This is a genomic window from Enterobacter sp. RIT637 (assembly GCF_019718755.1).
Taxonomy (GTDB): domain Bacteria; phylum Pseudomonadota; class Gammaproteobacteria; order Enterobacterales; family Enterobacteriaceae; genus Enterobacter.
The window spans coordinates 1-21,889 of record NZ_JAIHAZ010000011.1 but is presented as its reverse complement, the minus strand read 5'-3'; the positions used below and the strand labels follow the sequence as shown (position 1 = coordinate 21,889).

Here is a 21,889-nt window from a genome sequence, read left to right as displayed (position 1 = left end):
TAAATGACTCCTGATAAAAAATAAGACATCCGCGTGTTACTCCATGTAGTACGCAAAAAAAGGGGGTGAAAATCACCCCCGGTATTTAACAAATTATTACGCCAGCTGGCGCAGCATACGGCGCAGCGGTTCGGCGGCGCCCCACAGGAGCTGGTCGCCGACGGTGAACGCGGAGAGGTACTCCGGCCCCATGTTCAGCTTGCGCAGACGGCCAACCGGCGTGGTCAGCGTGCCGGTCACGGCTGCCGGGGTCAGTTCACGCATGGTGATATCGCGATCGTTTGGCACCACTTTCGCCCACGGGTTGTGTGCGGCCAGCAGCTCTTCCACGGTCGGAATAGACACATCTTTTTTCAGTTTAATGGTGAAGGCCTGGCTGTGGCAGCGCAGCGCGCCGATACGTACGCACAGACCGTCAACCGGAATGGTGTTCGCGGTCGCCAAGATTTTGTTGGTCTCGGCCTGGCCCTTCCACTCTTCGCGGGTCTGGCCGTTATCCAGCTGTTTGTCGATCCACGGGATCAGGCCACCGGCCAGCGGTACGCCGAAGTTGTCCACCGGCAGCTCGCCGCTGCGGGTCAGCTGGGTGACCTTACGCTCGATATCAAGAATAGCGGACGCCGGGTTTGCCAGCTCGGTTGCGACGCTCTGGTGCAGCTGGCCCATCTGGGTCAGCAGTTCGCGCATGTGACGCGCGCCGCCGCCGGACGCGGCCTGGTAGGTCGCCACGGAGACCCACTCCACCAGATCCTGCGCGAACAGGCCGCCGAGGGACATCAGCATCAGGCTGACGGTACAGTTGCCGCCGACAAAGGTTTTCACGCCGTTGTTCAGGCCGTCGGTGATGACGCCCTGGTTAACCGGGTCGAGAATGATGATGGCATCGTCCTTCATGCGCAGCGAAGAGGCCGCGTCAATCCAGTAGCCCTGCCAGCCGCTTTCACGCAGCTTTGGATAGATTTCGTTGGTATAATCGCCGCCCTGGCACGTCACAATAATGTCGAGTGCCTTCAGCGCTTCCAGATCGTAAGCATCCTGCAACGTGCCTGTGGTACCACCAAAGGACGGAGCAGCCTGGCCGAGCTGGGAAGTGGAGAAGAAGACCGGGCGGATAGCGTCGAAATCGCGCTCTTCAACCATGCGTTGCATGAGTACAGAGCCGACCATACCGCGCCAGCCGATAAAACCAACGTTTTTCATAGCATTTTTTTCCTGCTGAGGGTGTGTGCTGATTGTGCAAGCCAGTATTGAACTGGGATATGCTTCACATTACAAAATGCTGCCAAAGTCGCAAGCGAAATTAATCGATGATTGCCCGGCAATCAGAAATACAGCTAATTATCATAATAACCATAGAGAGTTTCAGGGATAATTTACATGAGTGAAATCATTTCCGCGGCGGTTTTATTGATCCTGATAATGGATCCACTGGGAAACCTGCCGATTTTCATGTCGGTGTTAAAGCACACCGAGCCGAAGCGCCGTCGGGCGATCATGATCCGCGAGCTGCTCATCGCTCTGCTGGTGATGTTTATCTTCCTGTTTGCCGGGGAAAAGATCCTCGCGTTCCTGAACTTACGCGCGGAAACCGTTTCGATTTCCGGCGGGATTATTCTGTTCCTGATTGCCATCAAAATGATTTTCCCGAGCGCGGAAGGCAGCAGCAGCGGCCTGCCTGCGGGTGAAGAGCCGTTCATCGTGCCGCTGGCGATTCCACTCGTCGCCGGGCCGACCATTCTTGCCACGCTGATGCTGCTGTCGCACCAGTACCCGAACCAGATGAGCCACCTGGTGATTGCCCTGCTGATTGCCTGGGGCGGGACGTTTATCATCCTGCTGCAGTCGTCCCTGTTCCTGCGCCTGCTGGGCGAAAAAGGGGTGAACGCGCTGGAGCGCCTGATGGGGCTGATTCTGGTGATGATGGCGACGCAGATGTTCCTGGACGGGATACGGGCGTGGATGAAGGGGTAGGTAAAAGCAAAACGGCAATCTTAGATTGCCGTTTTTAGTGTTTGCTCCCTCTCTCTGTGGGAGAGGGGGAAAACCAGTTAGCTCAGCAGCGTAAACGCAATCATCCCGACAATCGCACCCGTCGTGCCGAGGATGGTTTCCATCAGCGTCCAGGTTTTCAGGGTTTGCGCTTCGGTCGCGCCGGTAAATTTACCGAACAGCCAGAAGCCTGCATCGTTAACGTGAGAAACCACAATCGAACCGCCCGCGATACAGATAGACAGCGCCGCCATCTGTGCACCGGAGTAGTTCAGCTGTTCAATCACCGGCATCACCAGACCCACGGCGGTTAAACACGCCACGGTCGCGGAACCCTGAATGATGCGCACCGCCGCGGCCAGCACGAAGCAGGTGACCGCAATCGGCAGGCCCATTCCGGTCAGCGCTTCACCCAGAGCCGGACCCACGCCGGAATCCACCAGCACCTGCTTGAACACGCCACCGGCACCGATCACCAGCAGGATGATACCCGCAGGCTGCAGCGCGGCACCGCAGATCTCCATCACCCGGTCTTTCGGCATGCCCTGACGCATCGCCAGGCCGTAAATCGCCACCAGACAGGCCACCAGGATCGCGGTGAACGGATGGCCGATGAACTCAAACCACTCGTAGGCGCTGGAACCGACCGGCACAAAGCGCGCGGCGATGGTTTTCAGACCCACCAGCACCAGCGGGAGCAGGATCAGCGACAGGCTGAAGCCGAAGGACGGCATTTTGCCTTCGCCCAGGTGCGGCTCGGAGATGTCATCAGGAATATGCAGCTCAACGTAGCGGCTGATGAAGTTGCCCCACAGCGGACCGGCAATAATCATTCCCGGGATCGCGGCGCAGAGGCCAATCAGGATCATCCAGCCAAAATCAGCGTGCATCTGGGAGGCCAGTAGCATCGGCGCAGGTCCCGGCAGCAGAAACGCCGCCGCCGCCGCCACGCCCGCAAACAGCGGAATGACCAGCTTCACGAGGTTAGTGCCGGTATGGCGCGCCATGGAGAACGCGACGCTAATCAGCAGCACTACCGCCACTTCGAAGAACAGCGGCAGCGCGCAAATCAGACCAGCCAGACCAATCGCGTAGTGCGCGCGGCTGTGCCCGAAGGATTTCAGCATCTTGACGGCAATCTGGTCGACCGCGCCCGTCTCGTGCAAAATCTTGCCAAACATCGCGCCGAGCGCGACCACAATCGCCAGGAAGCCCAGCGTGCCGCCCATCCCTTTTTCCATCGTCGCAGCGATCTTGTCGAGCGGCATACCGGAAAAGAGACCCGCACCAATAGAAACCACCATCAAAGCAACGAAGGCGTGCATACGCGCCTTCATCACTAAAAACAGCAGCAGCAAAACGGAACCGACTGCTGTCAAAACAAGCGTTAATGTACTCAAAACTTACTGCCTTTTATTGATGACCTCGATGGTGCTGGCGACAACACCTTCCAGTGACTGATCGATATCAACCACTAAAACGTCTTTCTCATCTTCACCCGGCTCCTGCAGCGCTTCGAACTGCGTGACCAGCATCTGGGTTTTGAAGAAGTGACCTTTACGGGCCTTCAGGCGGCTTTCAATCACCTCGAAATCGCCCTTCAGATAGATGAAGGAGAGGTTCGGGTTGCCGTCGCGCAGCAGGTCGCGGTAGGTTTTTTTCAGCGCGGAGCAGACGATCAGGGAGACTTTGTTGGTACGCTGCATCGCAAAGGCGGCATCGTTCAGCGCCTGCAGCCACGGTTTGCGGTCGTCGTCGTTCAGCGGCTCGCCGGAGGCCATTTTCATGATGTTGCTGCGCGGATGGAGGAAGTCGCCATCAAGAAACGCAGCCTGGAGTTGATGCGCCACTTCGCTCGCCACGGCAGATTTACCGCTACCGGACACGCCCATCAGGACGTAAACGTGGTGATCGTGATTAGTCGTGCTCAAAGGGTGTCCCTCAGTCAATTGTTACGGGTAACAGTTATCGGTAACATTGTCCTGCCGGGGCAAAAGAGAAGCAATATCCAAACGTGCGCGAAGTGAATAAGTGTGAGCTACTTCAAATTTGTCGGATTAAATAGATCCACCCGGTGACAAGGTGAAACCTAAATCTAACATTTTAGGGGTAACTGCCTCACCACGAATGCGCGCCAGCAGGCGTTCTGCACCGATGCGGCCCATACGTTCACGCGGGGTCAGGACGCTCGCCAGACGCGGCTCCATCACCTGGCCGATGTCGTGGCCGTGGAAACCGGCAATCGCCATATCGTCGGGGATCTTCAGCCCCAGACGCTGACACTCAAACGCCGCGCCGACCGCAAGGTCATCGTTGGTACAGAAAATACCGTCCAGTTGCGGATACTCGCGTCGCGCCTGACGCATCAGCTCAATACCCGAGGTGTAGGACGAGGATTGCTCCACCATCACGCTGTACGGGGTTAAACCGGCGTCGAGCATCGCCTGCTCGTATCCCTTCTGTTTGATGATAGTACGTTCATCAAGGCGTGCACCCAGATAGGCAATGTGGCGATGACCGCGCGCGATGATCGCCGCCGTCATCTGACGCGCCGCTTCAAAGTTATCGAACCCAACGGCAATGTCGAGACACGGCGACTGGCTGTCCATCAGCTCCACCACCGGGATACCGGCCACTTCAATCATTTTGAGCGTGCGGGCAGTGTGGGTACGTTCCGTTAAAATCAGGCCGTCGATGTTCCAGGAAAGCATCGATTCAAGACGTTCCTCTTCCAGTTCCGGCTTGTACCCGTAGTGCGCGAGCATGGTCTGATAGCCAAAGGCATCGGTCACGCTTTCGATTCCACGTAATACTTCGGCGAAAACCTGGTTGGTCAAGGAAGGAAGCAGGACGCCCACCGCACGGCTGGTCGCATTGGAGAGAATATCGGGTGCGCGGTTGGGGATGTAACCCAGTTCATCAAGGGCAGCGGCAATCTTGCCACGCAACGCCACGGAAACCTGCTCCGGGTTACGTAAAAAACGGCTGACCGTCATTTTGGTCACACCGACGCGATCGGCGACATCCTGAAGTACGGGGCGTTTCTTTTTCATCGTCCTGAGAAATCTTGAAGTGAGAGATTTTCTCAGTTTATCACGGACAAAGCTCAACCTTCCCCGTTTAAAGGGAAGGTTGAGAAATTATTTATACCGGCGGCAGGTCAAACAGCAGGATTTCGCTTTCGCTGTCGGCATGCACGGAGAGCGCCTGCTCATCCCAGACGGCCAGGCCATCGGCGGTGGTGGCTTTGGTGCCGTTGATGGACACTTCGCCTTTCACTACCTGGATCCAGACGCGGCGGTTGGCGGCAATCTGGTGCACGGACTGTTCGTCTTTCGCCAGCGCCCAGCGGTACAGCTCCATATCCTGATGCACTTTCAGGGAACCTTCACGCGCATCCGGGGACAGCACCAGCTGTTTGCCCTGTTTGGCGTCGAAGCGGCGCTGCTCGTAGCGCGGCGTGATGCCGGTCTCTTCTGGAATGATCCAGATTTGATACAGGTGCAGTTTTTCCGTTTTGCTCGGGTTGTACTCGGAGTGACGCACCCCGGTACCCGCGCTCATAATCTGGAACTCGCCCGCCGGAACCTGCTCTTCGTTACCCATGCTGTCTTTGTGCGCCACGGCACCTTCGAGCACATAAGTCAGGATTTCCATGTCCTTGTGCGGGTGAGTACCGAAGCCCTGGCCTGCATCAATCACGTCGTCGTTAATCACGCGCAGTGCGGAGAAGCCCATAAAGTTCGGGTCGTAGTAGTCGGCAAACGAGAATGAATGCCATGAGTCCAGCCAGCCATGATTCGCGTGACCACGTTCGTTTGCTTTGCGTAAGTAGATCATTGTTTTCACCCTCAGTTCGTTTCGATGGAGTAAGTGTGGACGCAAACCGCCTGGGATCATAGAGGGTGAAAATTGACTCCTCTGTTCAAAAATTATGAACAAGCGAAGAGGAGCCGTTTTTGCTTATTTCGCGAGGGTTACCGTGGCAGGGGAAGCCTGCTCAAAGGCCCGTTCAAGGATTTCGAGATTGGTCAGAACGTCAGATTCCTTGACGTAATTCGGCGTGCCGTTTGTGAGCGTCTCAAACAGCGCATCGTAGACGCGGCCATAGTCGCCAATTTCCGGTTTCAGCTCCTCCCTGACCGTTACGCCCTCATCGTTCACATACTCCAGCACGCCCACGGAATCATCCGCCGCAAAGCCCGGTTCGCCCGGCATGATGTTGGCCTTCAGGCTGGTCTCCTGCTGGTCAATGCCGTATTTGATAAACGAGCCTCGGGTGCCGTGAACGATAAATTTCGGATAGTCGATTTTCACCAGATGGCTGGTTTTAACGATGGCCTTCAGGTCGCCGTAGAACAGTTGCGCTTCAAAGGTGTCGTCCGGGTTGGCTTTGTTGCGCAGGCTGCGGATGTCGTACGCCACGTGGTCCGGGCGGCCAAACAGGGAGATGATCTGGTCCATGGTGTGCACGCCCAGACCATAGAACGAGCCGTCCTGCGGCAGGCCGGGCTGGGTTTCCGCGACCGGACGGTAGTAGTCGAAGTGGCTTTCGATTTCCACAATGTCGCCCAACTTGCCGCTCTCAATCGCCTTTTTCGCCGTCAGGAAGCAGCTGTCAAAGCGGCGGTTCTGATACGGCGTCACGGTCAGGCCTTTGCTTTTCGCCAGCGCGAACAGTTCCTTCGCTTCGGCGATGGTCGGAGTGAACGGCTTTTCCACCAGCACGTTTTTGCCCGCTTCCAGCGCGCGCTTCGCGTAGTCGAAGTGGCTGTCGGCATGAGTGCAGACAATGATCAAATTCACCTGCGGATCGTGAAGCACCTCGTTCAGATCGCTGGTGAAATGGATGTGGGAATATTGCGGAGATTGCTCTTCCGGCTTCGCGCTGCGTCGGTAGATATGGGCAACGTGCCAGCTGTCTTTACGGTTGAGAACATAGGGTAAGTGATAGCGGGTGGTGCTTTTACCAAAGCCGATAAACGCACAGTTCAGGGTCATGGTTCCGTCCTTTTTTATCAGGTTTCTGTTTTCACTATAGCGATAAACTTGCCCAATAGAATCCTAAAATGGCGGCACTTGCCTTGACCCTGCTGCTAAAAACCACGATAAGGTGAAGGTCAAATCTATGCTCGCGAATGGAGTCGCGCCTATTTCTATGGAAAGGAAATATCTCGCCTTAAACAGTGCGCTTCTCTTCTGGCTGCTTTCGCTTGCCGCCTGGTGCTTCGCCACCCGTCAACTCGCATGGATCTTCGCAGCACTGTCTTTATTGGCCTTCACTCTCCCTCTGCTTATCAACCTGGGTAATGTTATGTTTAAGAAGAATAAAATTAATGAAATCAAGGTGCCAACCGCCCTTCCCCCGGCTCCTGTCATGGAAAAAGAACCTACCGCCACCGAGAAGCACGGCACCACGGTGATTGCCACTGACGTCCGCGTTGAAGGCAATATCGTTTCGGCGGGTCACGTCTATGTGCACGGTGAGCTCATCGGCAATATTGCCTCTGAACAGAGTCTGATCAAAATCATGCGCGGGGGACGGGTTGAGGGAAACATCACCTGCCGCGAGTTGATTATTGACGGGGCCGTGATTGGCGAATGCCACAGCGATGCCATTGAAATCTGCGAAAATGGTGAGGTCACGGGAACGCTTTCCTACCGGGCGCTGGCCGTCAAAAAAGGCGGGATGTTTTCCGGTATTGCAGAGATGCTTCCCGCCGCTATCGAAAAGAACAACGTCGTTGGCCTGATCAAGGACAGCACCACTGACGCTCCGGAAGCGTGCGAACTCGCTAAATAATAAGCAAAAAAAAGCCAGCGAAACGCTGGCTAAAGTAATACTGGAAGCAATGTGAGCAATGTCGTGCTTTCAGGTTCCCGTAGCGGTCTTCCTGAATGCAGAGCAATAATAATCATTCTCATTCGCACTTGTCCACTTTTTTTTGCAAAAAATAGCGGTTGACTCAAATTTTAAAGTCATTGATGTTGGAAAGGACATTTAACTGACTGAGGAACAAGGAATGAGTGAGATAGTGATACGCCACGCAGAACCGAAAGATGCCGAAGCTTTACGCCAGAACTATATGCATCCGGGGGTGTATCACGACACGCTACAGCTACCTCATCCTTCCCTTGAGATGTGGCAAGAACGCCTGAATCCTAAATCCGGTCAAAAACGTCTGGTCGCCTGCATTGATGAGAACATCGTCGGTGACCTGGCGCTGCAGGTAGAAGCCAGCCCGCGACGCAGCCATGTGGCAACCTTTGGTATCAGCGTTGCGGCGCACGCCCAGGGGCGCGGCGTGGGGAGTGCGCTCATGCGCGAGATGATCAACCTGTGCGATAACTGGATGCGCATCGAACGTATCGAGTTAACGGTTTTTGCCGATAACCCTGCTGCACTGGCGCTGTACCGGAAGTTTGGTTTTGAAATCGAAGGCACCGGCAGGAAATTTGCCCTGCGCAACGGCGAGTATGTGGATGCGTATTATATGGCGAGAATGAAGTAGTTATTTGCCGGGTGGCGGCTTCGCCTTACCCGGCCTACGTTCGTGCAGTTGTAGGCCCGGTAAGCGCAGCGCCACCGGGCAAAACATCAATACCCCGCCGTCAAATCATCCACCGAACGCGGGTCCGATGCGCCAAACAGTGCCCCATCCGGCCCCACCATAATGCTCTGGGTGCTGCCCATTGCCTCTTTCACCGCCACCTTTTGACCTCGCTGTTCCAGCAGCTTGATGGTGTCCGGGCTAAAGCCCTTCTCGACGCGCAGCTCATCCGGCAGCCACTGGTGATGGAAGCGCGGAGCGTTGGTCGCTTCGGCGACGTTCATCCCAAAGTCGATGCTGTTCACCACCATCTGCAGCACGGTGGTAATAATTCGACTCCCGCCCGGGCTGCCGGTTACCAGCCAGGTTTTCCCGTCTTTCACCACGATGGTAGGCGACATGGAGGACAGCGGACGCTTCTTCGGCCCTACCGCATTCGCATCGCCGCCTACCAGCCCGTAGACGTTCGGCACGCCCGGTTTGGCGGAGAAGTCATCCATCTCGTTGTTCAGCAGAATACCGCTGTTGCCCGCCACAATCCCGGTACCAAAGGTGGTATTCAGCGTATAGGTCACCGCCACCGCGTTGCCGTCTTTATCCACCACCGAGAAATGGGTGGTCTGGTTGCTTTCATACGGTGCCAGCTTGCCTGGGCGGATCTCGCTCGACGGCTTAGCCTTGTTGATGTCGATCTGTTCCGCAATGGATTTGGCATAGGCCTTGTTGGTCAGCGCCTGCCACGGCACCTTCACGAAGTCCGGATCGCCGAGATATTCCGAGCGGTCGGCGTAGGCGCGTTTTTCCGCTTCCGCCATCACCTGCATGGCGTCCGCGCTGCCGAAGCCGAACTTGTGCATATCGAAGTTTTCAAGAATATTGAGGATCTGCACGATGTGGATCCCGCCGGAGGACGGCGGCGGCATGGAGAAGACCTCGTAGCCGCGATAGGTGCCGCTAATCGGCTCGCGCTCCACCGCTTTGTACTCCGCCAGATCCGCTTTGGTGATGAGCCCACCGTTCTTTTGCATTTCATCGGCAATCTGGTCAGCAATTGCGCCTTTATAGAAGGCATCCGGGCCGTGTTCCGCAATCCGCTCCAGGCTGGTTGCCAGGTTCTTCTGCACCAGCCTATCGCCCTTCTTCAGCGGCTCGCCGTCTTTCCAGAAGATGGCCTTACTGTTTTCATGATTCGGAATGACTTCACTGCCGTAGGTTTTGAGATCGTCCGCAAGCGCGTCATTGACCACAAATCCCTCCCGCGCCAGCTTGATGGCAGGCTGTACCACCTTGTTCAGCGGCATCGTGCCGTACTTTTCCAGCGCCAGCGAGAAGCCCGCGACGGTACCCGGCGTGCCGGAGGCGAGGTGCGAGGTCAGGGATTTCTTGCTGTCCGGGTTGCCCTGCTCGTCCAGGAACATATCGCGGGAGGCCTGGTTCGGTGCCATCTCACGGAAATCGATGGCGGTGGTTTTCCCGTCTTTGGTCCGCAGCATCATAAACCCGCCGCCGCCGAGGTTACCCGCCTGCGGGTGCGTGACCGCCAGCGCGTACCCTACCGCAACCGCCGCATCTACCGCGTTACCGCCCTGCTTGAGAATATCGACCCCAACCTGGGTTGCCAGCGCGTCAACCGAGGCCACCATGCCATGCGTCGCCCGCACGGGATGGAAAACGTCTTCCTCCACGCCGTAGGAGACAGGAGGTGCCGCGGGCGGGTTGGCCGCCACACTAAATGTGCCGCCTGCCATCAGCGCGGCGATCGCTACCCAGCGCAAAAACGTTGGTTTCATCATTATTGTTCTCCAGGTGAAGGGGTCCATACTCCCCGCTTAAGCCTGGTTCACAACTCCTAAAAAATCATCGTCATGGTGAAATCGGGGTAAACTTAAGAGAAACCTCAAAAGGAGGAGATGACAATGAAACGCTTGATGATTCTTACGGCACTGATCCCGTTTGCCGCGCTCGCACAGCCACTCAATACGATGAACAACCCGAACCAGCAGGGTTACGTTATCCCGAGCCAGCAGCGTATGCAGACGGAGATGATGAGCCAGCAACAGCAGCAGAAAGGGATGCTCAATCAGCAGTTGAAAACGCAGACCCAGATGCAACAGCAGAGCCTGCAAAACCAGATGAACGCCAATACCCAGCGCATCCAACAGGGTCAGGTGCGTGAGCAGCCGCTGCCGAATAAAAACGGCGGGATGTTAGGCGGGGGGTCAACCCTGAACAGCGGCCAGCAGCATATGCTGCCGCCGCAGTCGAATGGCAGTATGCTTAATCCGCAGAACTAAAGTCCGGGCCGATGAGGTCGATCGCATCGGTACAGATGCTGTCCACGCCCCAGCGCAGCAGCTCGGCTGCGCGCTGGGGTTTGTTAACGGTGTAGACCAGAATATGCAGACCCGCGTCTTTCAGCATCTTCACCCGCGCCTCATCCAGCAGCTTGTGATTGAGATGAATAGAGACGCACGCTAAGCGCGTCGTCAGCTCGCGCCAGTCCTCGCGCCACTCGTCAAGCAGCAGCCCGCGCGGCAGCTCCGGCACGGCCGCCTGTGCCGCCTCCAGCGCGTCAATTTCAAACGAGGAGAGCAGCGGCGCGGTCATCCCTTCCCACAGCTCGCGCGCGGCCAGCGCAATCACTTTGCCCGTCAGCGGCCCGGTGCCGGTGGTCGGTTTGATTTCGATATTGGCCATCATGCCGTGCTGGCGACAGCGATCCGCCACTTCCGCCAGCAGCGGCAGCGGTTCGCCTTTGAACTCGCCGCTGTACCAGCTTCCGGCGTCCACCTTCAGCAGATCGCGCCACGGCAGTTTGCCCGCCACGCCCCAGCCGTTGCTGGTGCGCTCGAGGTTATCGTCATGCAGCAGGAAAATTTCGCCGTCTTTCGACAGCTTGGCATCGAACTCAATCATCGTGTGACCGTAGCGCGCGCCAACGTCAATCGCCGCCAGGGTGTTTTCCGGCGCCAGCTTACCGCCGCCCCGGTGGGCGACGACGTGGGGATAAGGCCAGTTGCTCATACTCGTTGTCCTGTTTCACCGTCAAACAGGTGCAGATGGTTTTCCGGCAGGTGCAGCCACAGCGTGCTGCCTGCTTTAGGGCGCTCCTGATGTGCCAGGCGCACCACCATTTTTTGCTCGCCCCAGCGCCCGTGCGCCAGGTTATCTGCACCCAACATCTCCAGCGTGTCCATCACCAGCGGCACGCCGCCGTCCGCCTGCGAGGTTAAACCGATATGCTCGGGGCGGATACCGAGCGTCATCTTACGCCCGGCGTAGCCACGATAGTACCAGTTGATCGGCAACGCCATCCCGCTTTCCAGCTCAAAATGCGTGCCCGCGCTGCTGATACGCCCTTCCAGCAGGTTCATTGCCGGGCTGCCGATAAAGCTCGCCACAAAGCGGGTGGCCGGTTTCTCGTACACTTCCACCGGGGTGCCAATCTGCTCGGCGATGCCTTTGTTCATCACCATTACGCGCTGGGCGAGGGTCATGGCTTCGACCTGATCGTGGGTCACGTACAGGGAGGTGGTTTTCAGACGACGGTGCAGTTGCTGCAGCTCAAGACGCATCTGCACGCGCAGCTTGGCGTCGAGGTTTGAGAGCGGCTCGTCGAACAGGAATACCGCCGGATCGCGCACGATGGCGCGCCCCATCGCCACGCGCTGGCGCTGGCCGCCGGAGAGCTCGCGCGGGCGACGCTTGAGCAGACCGTCCAGCTCAAGGATACGCGCCGCCTCTTTCACCCGCTCGTCGATATGGCCTTTGCCCATACCGCGGATTTTCAGCCCCCAGGCCATGTTCTCTTCCACGCTCATGTGCGGATAGAGGGCGTAGTTCTGGAACACCATCGCGATACCGCGGTCTTTCGGCTCCATTTCGGTGACGCGCTGACGGTCAATCCAGATATCCCCGGAGGTCACGCGCTCCAGCCCCGCCACCATGCGCAGCAGGGTGGATTTGCCGCAGCCGGACGGGCCGACCATCACGATGAATTCCCCGTCCGCCACGTCGAGCGTTAACGGCTGAATGACCTGGGTTTTGCCGTCCCAGCTTTTGGTTACTGCCTGAAGTTTTAAACCTGCCATCTTATTTCTCGCTATCGACCAGGCCGCGGACAAACGCACGCTGCATGGCTAAAACAATGACTACGGGTGGGATAAGGGTGAGCAGCATCGCTGCCATCACCTGGTTCCAGAGGGTGGTGCCTTCGCCGGTGGCGATCATGCCTTTGATGCCCGCCACGGCAGTGCCGAGGTTGACGTCCTGAATAATCAGCAGCGGCCACAGGTACTGGTTCCAGCCGTAGATAAAGGTGATCACAAACAGCGCCGCGAGGTTGGTTTTCGACAGCGGCAGCACGATGTCGCGGAAGAAGCGCATCGGCGACGCGCCGTCGATGCGCGCCGCTTCAATCAGCTCGTCCGGCAGGGTCATAAAGAACTGGCGGAACAGGAAGGTGGCGGTCGCCGAGGCCATCAGCGGCAGGGTTAAGCCCGCGTAGCTGTCGAGCATCTTCAGGTTGGCGATCACTTCCACCGTCGGGAAGATACGTACTTCCACCGGCAGCATCAGGGTGATGAAGATCATCCAGAAGAACAGGTTACGCAGCGGAAAGCGGAACCAGACGATGGCGAAGGCCGACAGCATCGACACCGTAATTTTGCCGACCGTAATGCCAAACGCCATGATGAAGCTGTTGAGCATCATCAGCCAGAACGGCGCGCTGTTGGCGCCCACGCCCTGGGTCCAGATGGTCTTCATGTTCTCGAACAGATGCCCACCGGGGATCAGCGTCATCGGCGTATCAAATACAGCTTTGGTGTCCAGCGTGGCGGCGACAAACGCCACGTACAGCGGGAACAGGATGACGATAATCCCTAAAATCAGCATGGTATGGCTGAAAATCGTCAGCCCGCGACGGTTCTCAATCATTGGTAGCGCACCTTACTTTCGACATAGCGGAACTGCACCACCGTGAGGATGATGACGAGGAACATCAGCACGACAGACTGGGCGGCAGAGGCGGATAGATCCAGCCCCGCAAAACCTTCGCGGTAGATCTTGTAGATCAGCGTCGTTGTCGCCTGCACCGGGCCGCCTGCGGTCGCCGCGTCGATCACCGGGAAGGTGTCGAAGAAGGCGTACACGAGGTTAACTACCAGCAGGAAGAAACTCACCGGGGCGATCAGCGGCAGTGACAACCTGAAGAAACGACGAATGGGCCCTGCTCCGTCAATTGCCGCGGCTTCCACCAGCGAACGCGGAATGGACTGCAGCGCGGCAAAGAAGAACAGGAAGTTGTAGCTGATCTGCTTCCACACCGAGGCGAACACCACCAGGAACATTGCCTGCCCGCTGTTCTGGGCGTGGTTCCAGTCGTAGCCGAACTCTGCCAGGAAGTGGGTAATCAGCCCGCGCCCCGGGTTAAACAGGAAGATCCACAGCACGGCGGCGACGGCGGGAGCCACGGCGTAAGGCAGCAGCATCAGGGTTTGATAAATACGGCTGCCGCGCACCACGTAGTCTACCAGCGCGGCGAAAAACAGCGAGGCAACCAGGCCGCTGACGGTCACCAGCGCGCTGAACTTCATCGTCGTCCAGAAGGAGTCCAGGTAGTAGCTGTCATGGAACAGCGCGGTGAAGTTGTCCAGCCCGACAAACTGGCTGGAAAGCCCGAACGGATCGACGCTTTGTACCGAGTACCACAGCGCTTCGCCCGCAGGCCAGATAAAGAAAATAACGGTGATGACCAGCTGCGGCGCGACCAGCAGGTACGGCAGCCAGCGGGAACGGAACACCGGACGGGATGATGACATTGAGATTTGGTTCCTGAACAATTCCGGGTGGCGGCTACGCCTTACCCGGCCTACATGGGGCACGTCGTAGGCCCGGTAAGGCGTAGCCGCCACCGGGCATTTTTTTACGATTTGGTCGACTGCTCAAAGCGGCGCAGCAGCTGATTTCCGCGCTCTACCGCTGAATCCAGCGCCTGCTGTGGCGTTTTCTTACCGGTCCAGACGCTTTCCAGCTCCTCATCCACGATGGTGCGGATCTGCGGCATGTTGCCCAGACGCAGGCCCTTGGTGAACGGCAACGGCGGCTTGTTCAGCATCTGACGCGTCGCAATGTCTGCGCCCGGGTTCTTGCTGTAGAAGCCCTGCTCGCGGGTCAGGTCGTACGCGGCTTTGGTGATCGGCAGGTAGCCGGTCTTCTGGTGCCACTCGGCGGCGTTTTCCGGCTTGGCCAGGAAGTCGAGGAACTCGGCTACGCCTTTGTAGGTGCCCTTGTCTTTGCCCTGCATCACCCACAGGCTCGCCCCGCCGATGATGGCGTTCTGCGGCGCGCCCTTCACGTCAGCGTCGTACGGCATCATGCCCACGCCGTAGTTGAATTTGGCATAGTGACGAATATCCGCCAGCGAGCCGGAAGAGGCGGTGGTAATGGCGCAGTCGCCGTTGTAGAACTTCTCGGTGGATTCGTCTTTACGCCCGAAGTAGCTGAAGTCGCCCTTCTTATTGAGTTCTTCCAGCAGCGCGATGTGCTTCACCTGCTCCGGCTTGTTGAACTCCAGTACCGCGTCGGTGCCGTCGAAGCCGTTGTTTTTGGTGGCAACCGGCAGGCCGTGCCAGGCGCTGAAGTTTTCAATCTGGATCCAGCCCTGCCAGCCGCTGGCGTAGCCGCACTTCATTCCCGCCGCCTTCAGCTTCGCGGTGTACTCGGCCAGATCCTGCCAGGTTTTTGGCGGCTGCTCCGGGTCTAAACCGGCTTTTTTGAAGGCGTCTTTGTTGTAGTACAGCACCGGCGTGGAGCTGTTAAACGGCTGGGACAGCAGGTGGCCGGTTTTGGAATCCGTGTAGTAACCGGAAACGGTCGGCACGAACTGGGATTCGTCGAAGTTGATGCCCGCCTCTTTGAACACTTCATACACCGGCTTGATGGCTTTGGAGGCCATCATAGTGGCGGTGCCCACTTCATAAACCTGTAACAGGGCTGGCGCGTTGCCGGTACGGAAGGCGGCGATGCCCGCGCTCAGGCTCTGCTCGTAGTTGCCTTTGTATACCGGCACAATTTTGTAATCCGGATGGGTGTCGTTGAAACGCTGCGCCAGGGAGTCAACCTCTTTACCCAACTCCCCTTCCATGGAATGCCAGAACGGAATGGTGGTCACAGCCATTGCGTTCGTCGCAAAAGCCAGACCGATTGCCAGACCCAAAGCTGTGTGTCGTAACGATGTCATTGTCATCTCTCTTATTGTGCCGGATGCGCGATATCACGCGTTTTATGCTCGCGAGGTAACATGACATGCTCGAATTACAGAAAAATAACTGTTTGTTTACAGATAAGTGACAACCAGGCGTCAGGGGGATGATGGTTGTGTGAAGGGGTGTTGTGGTTAAAAAAGCCGGGTGGCGGCTACGCCTTACCCGGCCTACTCGATCCCTGTAGGCCCGGTAAGCGCAGCGCCACCGGGCGATACAGACGGCTCAGCCGCCCAAATACGCGCTCCGCACCGCTTCGTTCGCCAGCAGCGCGTCGCCGGTATCCTCCAGCACCACGCGGCCGTTCTCCAGCACGTAGCCGCGGTCGGCGAGCTTCAGCGCCTGGTTGGCGTTCTGCTCGACGAGGAAGATGGTCATCCCCTCTTTGCGAAGCTGTTCGATGGTGTCGAAAATCTGCTGAATGATGATCGGCGCCAGACCGAGCGACGGTTCGTCCAGCAGCAGCAGGCGCGGCTGGCTCATCAGCGCGCGGCCAATCGCCAGCATCTGCTGCTCACCGCCGGACATGGTGCCCGCACGCTGGATGCGGCGCTCCCACAGGCGCGGGAAAAGCTCGTACACCCACTTGATGCGGGTCTGGTATTCATCGCGATGAGCGAAGAACCCGCCCATCGCCAGGTTCTCTTCCACCGTCATGCGGGAAAACACGCGACGCCCTTCCGGGACAATCGCCACCGCCTCGCGCATGATTCTGGCGGTCTGCCAGTCGGTAATGTCTTTACCATCGAACACAATCCGCCCGCTGGTGGCGCGCGGGTCGCCGCACAGGGTGCCGAGCAGCGTGGTTTTGCCCGCGCCGTTGGCGCCAATCAGGGTCACGATTTCCCCCTGATTGATATGCAGGCTGACGTCGTGCAGCGCCTGGATCTTGCCGTAGTGCGCGTTGACCTTGTCGAACGTTAACATCGCTTTTTCCATCTTATGCCTCACCAAGGTATGCGCGGATCACGTCCGGGTTGTTGCGGATCTCTTCCGGCGTGCCGTTTGCCAGCGGCGTGCCCTGGTTGACCACGTAGATGCGGTCAGAAATGCCCATCACCAGCTTCATATCGTGCTCAATCAGCAGGATGGTGGTGTCGTGGCTATCGCGCAGCTCGGCAATCAGCTCGTCCAGCTCTTTGGTCTCTTTCGGGTTGAGCCCTGCCGCCGGTTCGTCGAGCATCAGGATTTCCGGCTGCGTCACCATGCAGCGCACAATCTCCAGGCGACGCTGATCGCCGTAGGCCAGGTTGCTCGCCTGACGGTTGGCGTGCTGCAGCAGGCCAATTCGGTCGAGCCAGGTGGCAGCGCGGTCGAGCGCTTCATCCTGCGCGCGGCGGAAGGCCGGGGTTTTCAGCAGGCCGGAGAACAGCCCGGTTTTCAGCTGCTGATGCTGTGCCACCAGCAGGTTCTCAATTACCGTCATCTCGCGGAACAGACGCACGTGCTGGAAGGTACGCACCACGCCCATGCGGGCGATCTGCTGGCCCGGCAGCCCTTCCAGGTGCTGGTCGCGCAGCATGATGGTGCCGCCCGTCGGCTTGTAGAAGCCGGTCAGACAGTTGAAGACCGTGGTCTTTCCCGCGCCGTTCGGGCCAATCAGGGAGACAATCTCTTTCTTGTGCAGATCCAGATTCACGTTGTTGACCGCCAGCAGGCCGCCAAAACGCATCATCAGACCGTTAACGGATAATAATGGCTGACTCATGCCTGCTCTCCTTTCGCTTGCCCGTTCTTCAGCTTCAGCTGTGGACGGGTCATCGGCAGCAGACCCTGCGGACGCCAGATCATCATCAGCACCATCAAACCACCCAGCATCAGCATGCTGTATTCGTTAAAGTCGCGCATCAGCTCGCGCGAGACCACCAGCAGGATGGCCGCGAGGATCACGGCGAACTGCGAGCCCATCCCGCCGAGCACCACAATCGCCAGCACGAAGGCGGATTCGGCAAAGGTGAAGGATTCCGGGCTGACGAAGCCCTGACGCGCGGCAAACAGCGTTCCGGCGAAACCGGCAAACGCGGCGCTGATGGTGAACGCGGTCAGCTTGATGCGGGTCGGGTTCAGGCCCAGGGAGCGGCAGGCGATTTCATCTTCACGCAGCGCTTCCCACGCGCGACCCAGCGGCATGCGCAGCAGACGGTTGATCACAAACAGGGTAATCACCACCAGCAGCAGCGCCACCAGATAGAGCCAGATCACGCGGTCGGACGGGTCGTACTTGATGCCAAAGAAGTTGCTGAAGGTATCCCAGCCGCCTTCGCGGGCGGTACGGCTGAACTCCAGGCCGAAGAAGGTCGGTTTCGGGATCTGGCTGATGCCGTTCGGGCCGCCGGTCACTTCGGTGTTGTTGAGCAGCAGGATACGGACGATTTCGCCGAAGCCCAGGGTCACAATCGCCAGGTAGTCACCGCGCAGGCGCAGCACCGGGAAGCCGAGCAGGAAGCCCGCGGCGGCAGAGACCAGCCCCGCCAGCGGCAGGCAGGTCCAGAAGCCGAGGCCGTAATAGTGGTTCAGCAGCGCGAAGGTGTAGGCACCGATGGCGTAGAAGCCGCCGTAGCCCAGCACCAGCAGGCCAGAGAGCCCCACCACCACGTTCAGACCAAGACCGAGAATCACGTAGATCATGGTCAGGGTGGCGATATCCACGGTGCCGCGAGACACCACAAACGGCCACGCCACGGCGGCCACCAGCAGCGCCACGAGGAACAGCTTCTGCTTAACGGTAGAGCCGTCGATTGCCGGCAGCACAAATTTGGGCCCGGAGACGTTTTTCAGCGTCTTCTGGAACAGCGGACGCAGCAGCTGGAACAGGAACACCACGGCGGTGCCGATAAACACCCACTGCCAGCGGATGTCGGGGGCGGTGTCCACCACCAGCTTCGTGCCGTCCAGACCTAACTGGACGCCCATAAAGACGCCCGCCAGCACGAAGAACATGGCGGCAGAGAGCAGCGCCATTGCAAAATGCATCGGTTTCATACTTTCTCTACCTCCGGACGGCCCAGAATACCGGTAGGCATCACCAGCAGAACCAGAATCAGCAGGGCAAACGACACCACGTCTTTATATTCCGTGCTCAGGTACGCCGAGGAGAGCGCTTCCGCCACGCCCAGGATCAGGCCGCCGATCATCGCGCCCGGAATACTGCCGATACCGCCCAGAACCGCCGCGGTGAAGGCTTTCATCCCGGCCATAAAGCCGATGTACGGGTTGATCACGCCGTAGAACTGGCCGAGCAGGACACCTGCGACGGCAGCCATCGCTGCGCCAATCACGAAGGTCAGGGCAATCACGCGGTCGGTGTTGATGCCGAGGAGACTCGCCATCTTCAGGTCTTCTGCGCAGGCGCGGCAGGCGCGACCCATGCGTGAGTAGCGGATAAAAATGGTCAGGGCGAGCATCGCAATAAAGGTCACCACCCAGATAACCAACTGCATGGTGGTGATAGTGGCCGCGAAGTTTTCGCTTGCCCCCACAATCCACTGGCCGTTAAACAGGCTTGGCAGCGCCACGTCGCGCGAGCCTTCGGTCAGGCTGACGTAGTTTTGCAGGAAGATGGACATACCGATCGCGGAGATCAGCGCAATCAGGCGCTTGGAGCTGCGCACCGGCCGGTAGGCCACGCGCTCAATGCTCCAGCCGTAGGCGCTGGCTATCACAATCGCGCCGACAAACCCGGCGGCGACCAGCAGCCAGCTGCTGTCTATGCCCATCATCATCAGGGCGGCAATGATCATAAAGGAGACGTAGCTACCGATCATGTACACCTCGCCGTGGGCGAAGTTGATCATGCCGATAATGCCGTAAACCATCGTATAGCCGATGGCGATCAGCGCGTAGGTGCTTCCCAGCGTAACGCCGTTAAACATCTGCTGCAGGAAATAGAGAAACTGCTCGGACATATGCAAACCTTTTTATACCCGCCCGTCATGCCGGGCGGTGGGATAATTATTTGGCGGCCGAGGACGAACCGTCGGCGTGCCACTTAAAGACACCAAACTCAAATCCCTTCAGATCGCCTTTCTCATCCCAGTTCAGCGGCCCAATCACGGTGTTCGCCCCGTGTGCTTTTAAATCTTTCACCAGATCCAGCGGTTCTTTGCTGCCGGAGCGATCCAGCGCGGTGGCCAGAGACTGTACGGCTGCATAGGTGATCCAGACGTACGGACCACTCGGATCTTTCTTCTGCGCCTTGAGCGCATCCACGATAGCCTTGTTGGCCGGATCCTGGTCATAGCGTTTTGGCATCGTCACCAGCATGCCTTCGGCAGAATCCCCCGCGATGTTCGACAGAGAGGCGTTGCCCACGCCCTCTGGCCCCATAAACTGGGTTTTCAGGCCGGTGGCGCGCGCCTGACGCAGCATCTGGCCCATTTCCGGGTAGTAGCCGCCGTAGTAAACGAAGTCGATGTTCTCTTTTTGCAGACGGGCGATCAGCGCGGAGAAGTCTTTCTCGCCTGCGGTAATGCCGTCGAAGAAGACGATATTCGCGCCGCCTTTTTTCAGGCCGTCCTGCACGGAGCGCGCCAGGCCTTCGCCGTACTGCTGTTTGTCATGAATAATGGCAATGCGCTGTGGCTTAACGGTCTCGAGGATGTATTTGGCGGCGGTGGGACCCTGCGAGGAGTCCAGACCGGCGGTACGCATGATGTGCTGATAGCCGCGCTGGGTCAGTTCCGGGTTCGTTGCGCCTGGGGTGATCATCAGAATGCCTTCGTCTTCGTAGATATCAGACGCAGGCTGGGTGGAGGATGAACACAGGTGGCCGATCACATACTGGATACCGTCGTTGACGATTTTGTTGGCGACCGCGACGGCCTGTTTCGGATCGCAGGCGTCGTCATATTCCACGCCCACCAGCTTGTCGCCCTTGATGCCGCCCTTGGCGTTGATGTCTTTAATGGCCTGGCGCGCGCCGTTGAACTCCATGTCACCCCACTGGGCAACAGGGCCGGACATCGCACCCACTACCGCAACTTTAATGTCCTCCGCCATAGCGGCATGCGAGATCGACAGTGCGACCATCCCCGCGATTAACGTCTTCGCGTTCCTTTTCATCTCTGAATCCCCATTCGTGATGTCGTGTTTATATTTTGTTTTATTATGGTTAAAAAGCATTCTGTACTTTTAATGAACAACGCTATTTTTACCAGTGCCTTTAATGGTTTAGCGCAGGTTTTTGTCAAAAACCAGACTAAAATCTCTATTTTTCAGGCGATTAAGCAAAGATAATATTCTGAAATCAGGCAGAGATAAACAAATAAAAGCGCAGTTTGCAGCATAAAATAACGGTACAAAGCGCCGAATAAAACACTACCCTTCAGGTTAAAATTCTGCTTATTTTTCGATCCATGTGTTTTCAAACTGCCCATCGCGTTGCCAAAAAACTAATCACCTGGTTAATGAGAATAAAAAGAGGAAGCCGCTGAGTGAATAAATTGAGTACACTGCCCCTACTCAATCTGATTTGGACAAGTAGCTAATGAAACTGACTATCGTGCGTCTGGTGACCTTTAGCGACCAGGATCATATCGACCTGGGCAAGATCTGGCCGGAATATTCCCCTTCGTCGCTGCGCGTTGATGAGACCCACCGTATTTATGCCGCGCGTTTTAACGAGCGCCTGCTGGCTGCGGTTCGCGTAACACTGAGCGGTACTGAAGGGGCGCTGGACTCGCTGCGCGTACGTGACGTCACCCGTCGTCGCGGTGTGGGACAGTATTTAATTGAAGAAGTGATCCGTGAAAACCCGAGCGTGACCTCATGGTGGATGGCCGACGTGGGCGTGGAAGACCGCGGCGTGATGGCGGCGTTTATGCAGGCGTTAGGGTTTACGGCTCAGGAGAGCGGGTGGGAGAAGCGCCAGGGTTGATTTGTGCGGCCTGATGCCCTCACCCCGGCCCTCTCCCACGGGGAGAGGGAGAACACCGAGCGGTCCCCTCTCCCCCGTGGGAGTGTACGGTCCGGGGACATAGTGAACACTTGTTCGGGGACATGGTAGACACTTACAACTAAGGCATAAGAACCCGTTTATGGAGTCGCTTATGCCCTGGGATGCGAGAGATACCATGTCATTACGTA

At 57.8% G+C, this 21,889-nt stretch carries 22 protein-coding genes; 5 read left to right on the top strand and 17 right to left on the bottom strand.

The annotated features are described in order from the left end of the window. Window positions 1-96: 96 nt before the first annotated feature. Window positions 97-1,200 (bottom strand): aspartate-semialdehyde dehydrogenase, encoded by a 1,104-nt coding sequence (gene asd / locus K5E19_RS15790; RefSeq protein ID WP_033146834.1) that lies wholly within the window; start codon window positions 1,198-1,200, stop codon window positions 97-99. Between the two features lie 177 nt (window positions 1,201-1,377). Here asd and yhgN point away from each other — a divergent pair, with 177 nt between their 5' ends. Continuing rightward, window positions 1,378-1,971: an NAAT family transporter YhgN gene (gene yhgN, locus K5E19_RS15785; protein ID WP_003861574.1), complete on the top strand. Its 594-nt coding sequence runs from the start codon at window positions 1,378-1,380 to the stop codon at window positions 1,969-1,971. A 77-nt stretch (window positions 1,972-2,048) separates the two neighbouring features. On the opposite strand, the gene gntU is transcribed toward yhgN, so the two are convergent. From gntU to K5E19_RS15760, 5 genes are all read right to left on the bottom strand, one after another. Further along, a complete protein-coding gene (gene gntU, locus K5E19_RS15780; protein ID WP_181594201.1) occupies window positions 2,049-3,389 on the bottom strand; it encodes a gluconate transporter in 1,341 nt (446 codons plus the stop codon). Between the two features lie 3 nt (window positions 3,390-3,392). Then, window positions 3,393-3,920, bottom strand: coding sequence for a gluconokinase (gene gntK / locus K5E19_RS15775; protein WP_008503362.1), 528 nt, complete (start codon window positions 3,918-3,920; stop codon window positions 3,393-3,395). 126 nt (window positions 3,921-4,046) lie between these two features. Further along, on the bottom strand, window positions 4,047-5,042 hold the full coding sequence (gene gntR, locus K5E19_RS15770) for a gluconate operon transcriptional repressor GntR (protein WP_089598541.1): 996 nt from the start codon (window positions 5,040-5,042) through the stop codon (window positions 4,047-4,049). A 91-nt stretch (window positions 5,043-5,133) separates the two neighbouring features. Beyond that, window positions 5,134-5,829 (bottom strand): pirin family protein, encoded by a 696-nt coding sequence (locus K5E19_RS15765; protein ID WP_221552040.1) that lies wholly within the window; start codon window positions 5,827-5,829, stop codon window positions 5,134-5,136. 123 nt (window positions 5,830-5,952) lie between these two features. Further along, a complete protein-coding gene (locus K5E19_RS15760; RefSeq protein WP_221552038.1) occupies window positions 5,953-6,990 on the bottom strand; it encodes an oxidoreductase in 1,038 nt (345 codons plus the stop codon). Between the two features lie 157 nt (window positions 6,991-7,147). Here K5E19_RS15760 and K5E19_RS15755 point away from each other — a divergent pair, with 157 nt between their 5' ends. Then, window positions 7,148-7,792: a polymer-forming cytoskeletal protein gene (locus tag K5E19_RS15755; protein ID WP_221552126.1), complete on the top strand. Its 645-nt coding sequence runs from the start codon at window positions 7,148-7,150 to the stop codon at window positions 7,790-7,792. A 220-nt stretch (window positions 7,793-8,012) separates the two neighbouring features. After that, entirely contained in the window at window positions 8,013-8,501 is a 489-nt protein-coding gene (gene yhhY, locus K5E19_RS15750) for an N-acetyltransferase (RefSeq protein ID WP_221552036.1), read from the top strand. Between the two features lie 86 nt (window positions 8,502-8,587). On the opposite strand, the gene ggt is transcribed toward yhhY, so the two are convergent. After that, on the bottom strand, window positions 8,588-10,333 hold the full coding sequence (gene ggt / locus K5E19_RS15745) for a gamma-glutamyltransferase (RefSeq protein WP_221552034.1): 1,746 nt from the start codon (window positions 10,331-10,333) through the stop codon (window positions 8,588-8,590). A gap of 123 nt (window positions 10,334-10,456) precedes the next feature. Here ggt and K5E19_RS15740 point away from each other — a divergent pair, with 123 nt between their 5' ends. Next, window positions 10,457-10,834 (top strand): DUF2756 family protein, encoded by a 378-nt coding sequence (locus K5E19_RS15740; protein WP_126816077.1) that lies wholly within the window; start codon window positions 10,457-10,459, stop codon window positions 10,832-10,834. Here K5E19_RS15740 and ugpQ read toward each other — a convergent pair. From ugpQ to livK, 10 genes are all read right to left on the bottom strand, one after another. Further along, window positions 10,818-11,564: a glycerophosphodiester phosphodiesterase gene (gene ugpQ, locus K5E19_RS15735; RefSeq protein WP_221552032.1), complete on the bottom strand. Its 747-nt coding sequence runs from the start codon at window positions 11,562-11,564 to the stop codon at window positions 10,818-10,820. The genes K5E19_RS15740 and ugpQ overlap by 17 nt on opposite strands. Continuing rightward, complete coding sequence (locus tag K5E19_RS15730; RefSeq protein WP_080329950.1) at window positions 11,561-12,631, bottom strand: sn-glycerol-3-phosphate import ATP-binding protein UgpC; 1,071 nt, start codon at window positions 12,629-12,631, stop codon at window positions 11,561-11,563. Before K5E19_RS15730 ends, ugpQ begins: the two co-directional genes overlap by 4 nt. A 1-nt stretch (window position 12,632) precedes the next feature. Continuing rightward, window positions 12,633-13,478 carry a sn-glycerol-3-phosphate ABC transporter permease UgpE gene (gene ugpE, locus K5E19_RS15725; protein ID WP_028015153.1) on the bottom strand — a complete coding sequence of 282 codons (846 nt, stop codon included), beginning with the start codon at window positions 13,476-13,478 and terminating at the stop codon, window positions 12,633-12,635. Further along, window positions 13,475-14,362 carry a sn-glycerol-3-phosphate ABC transporter permease UgpA gene (ugpA, locus tag K5E19_RS15720; protein ID WP_033144396.1) on the bottom strand — a complete coding sequence of 296 codons (888 nt, stop codon included), beginning with the start codon at window positions 14,360-14,362 and terminating at the stop codon, window positions 13,475-13,477. The genes ugpE and ugpA overlap by 4 nt, the downstream gene beginning before the upstream one ends. Before the next feature lie 104 nt (window positions 14,363-14,466). Further along, the gene (gene ugpB / locus K5E19_RS15715) at window positions 14,467-15,783 is read right to left on the bottom strand and encodes a sn-glycerol-3-phosphate ABC transporter substrate-binding protein UgpB (protein ID WP_221552030.1); all 1,317 of its coding nucleotides are present in this window, start codon (window positions 15,781-15,783) and stop codon (window positions 14,467-14,469) included. Between the two features lie 247 nt (window positions 15,784-16,030). After that, complete coding sequence (livF, locus tag K5E19_RS15710) at window positions 16,031-16,744, bottom strand: high-affinity branched-chain amino acid ABC transporter ATP-binding protein LivF (protein WP_008500102.1); 714 nt, start codon at window positions 16,742-16,744, stop codon at window positions 16,031-16,033. Between the two features lies 1 nt (window position 16,745). Then, window positions 16,746-17,513 carry a high-affinity branched-chain amino acid ABC transporter ATP-binding protein LivG gene (livG, locus tag K5E19_RS15705; protein WP_023310024.1) on the bottom strand — a complete coding sequence of 256 codons (768 nt, stop codon included), beginning with the start codon at window positions 17,511-17,513 and terminating at the stop codon, window positions 16,746-16,748. Continuing rightward, a complete protein-coding gene (gene livM, locus K5E19_RS15700; protein WP_063145307.1) occupies window positions 17,510-18,787 on the bottom strand; it encodes a branched chain amino acid ABC transporter permease LivM in 1,278 nt (425 codons plus the stop codon). The genes livG and livM overlap by 4 nt, the downstream gene beginning before the upstream one ends. After that, window positions 18,784-19,710 carry a high-affinity branched-chain amino acid ABC transporter permease LivH gene (livH, locus tag K5E19_RS15695; protein ID WP_221552028.1) on the bottom strand — a complete coding sequence of 309 codons (927 nt, stop codon included), beginning with the start codon at window positions 19,708-19,710 and terminating at the stop codon, window positions 18,784-18,786. Before livH ends, livM begins: the two co-directional genes overlap by 4 nt. A 46-nt stretch (window positions 19,711-19,756) precedes the next feature. After that, the gene (gene livK, locus K5E19_RS15690) at window positions 19,757-20,866 is read right to left on the bottom strand and encodes a high-affinity branched-chain amino acid ABC transporter substrate-binding protein LivK (RefSeq protein ID WP_024906696.1); all 1,110 of its coding nucleotides are present in this window, start codon (window positions 20,864-20,866) and stop codon (window positions 19,757-19,759) included. 424 nt (window positions 20,867-21,290) lie between these two features. Between livK and panM the strand changes: the two genes are divergently transcribed. After that, complete coding sequence (gene panM, locus K5E19_RS15685) at window positions 21,291-21,680, top strand: aspartate 1-decarboxylase autocleavage activator PanM (protein ID WP_023310021.1); 390 nt, start codon at window positions 21,291-21,293, stop codon at window positions 21,678-21,680. Window positions 21,681-21,889: the final 209 nt, after the last annotated feature.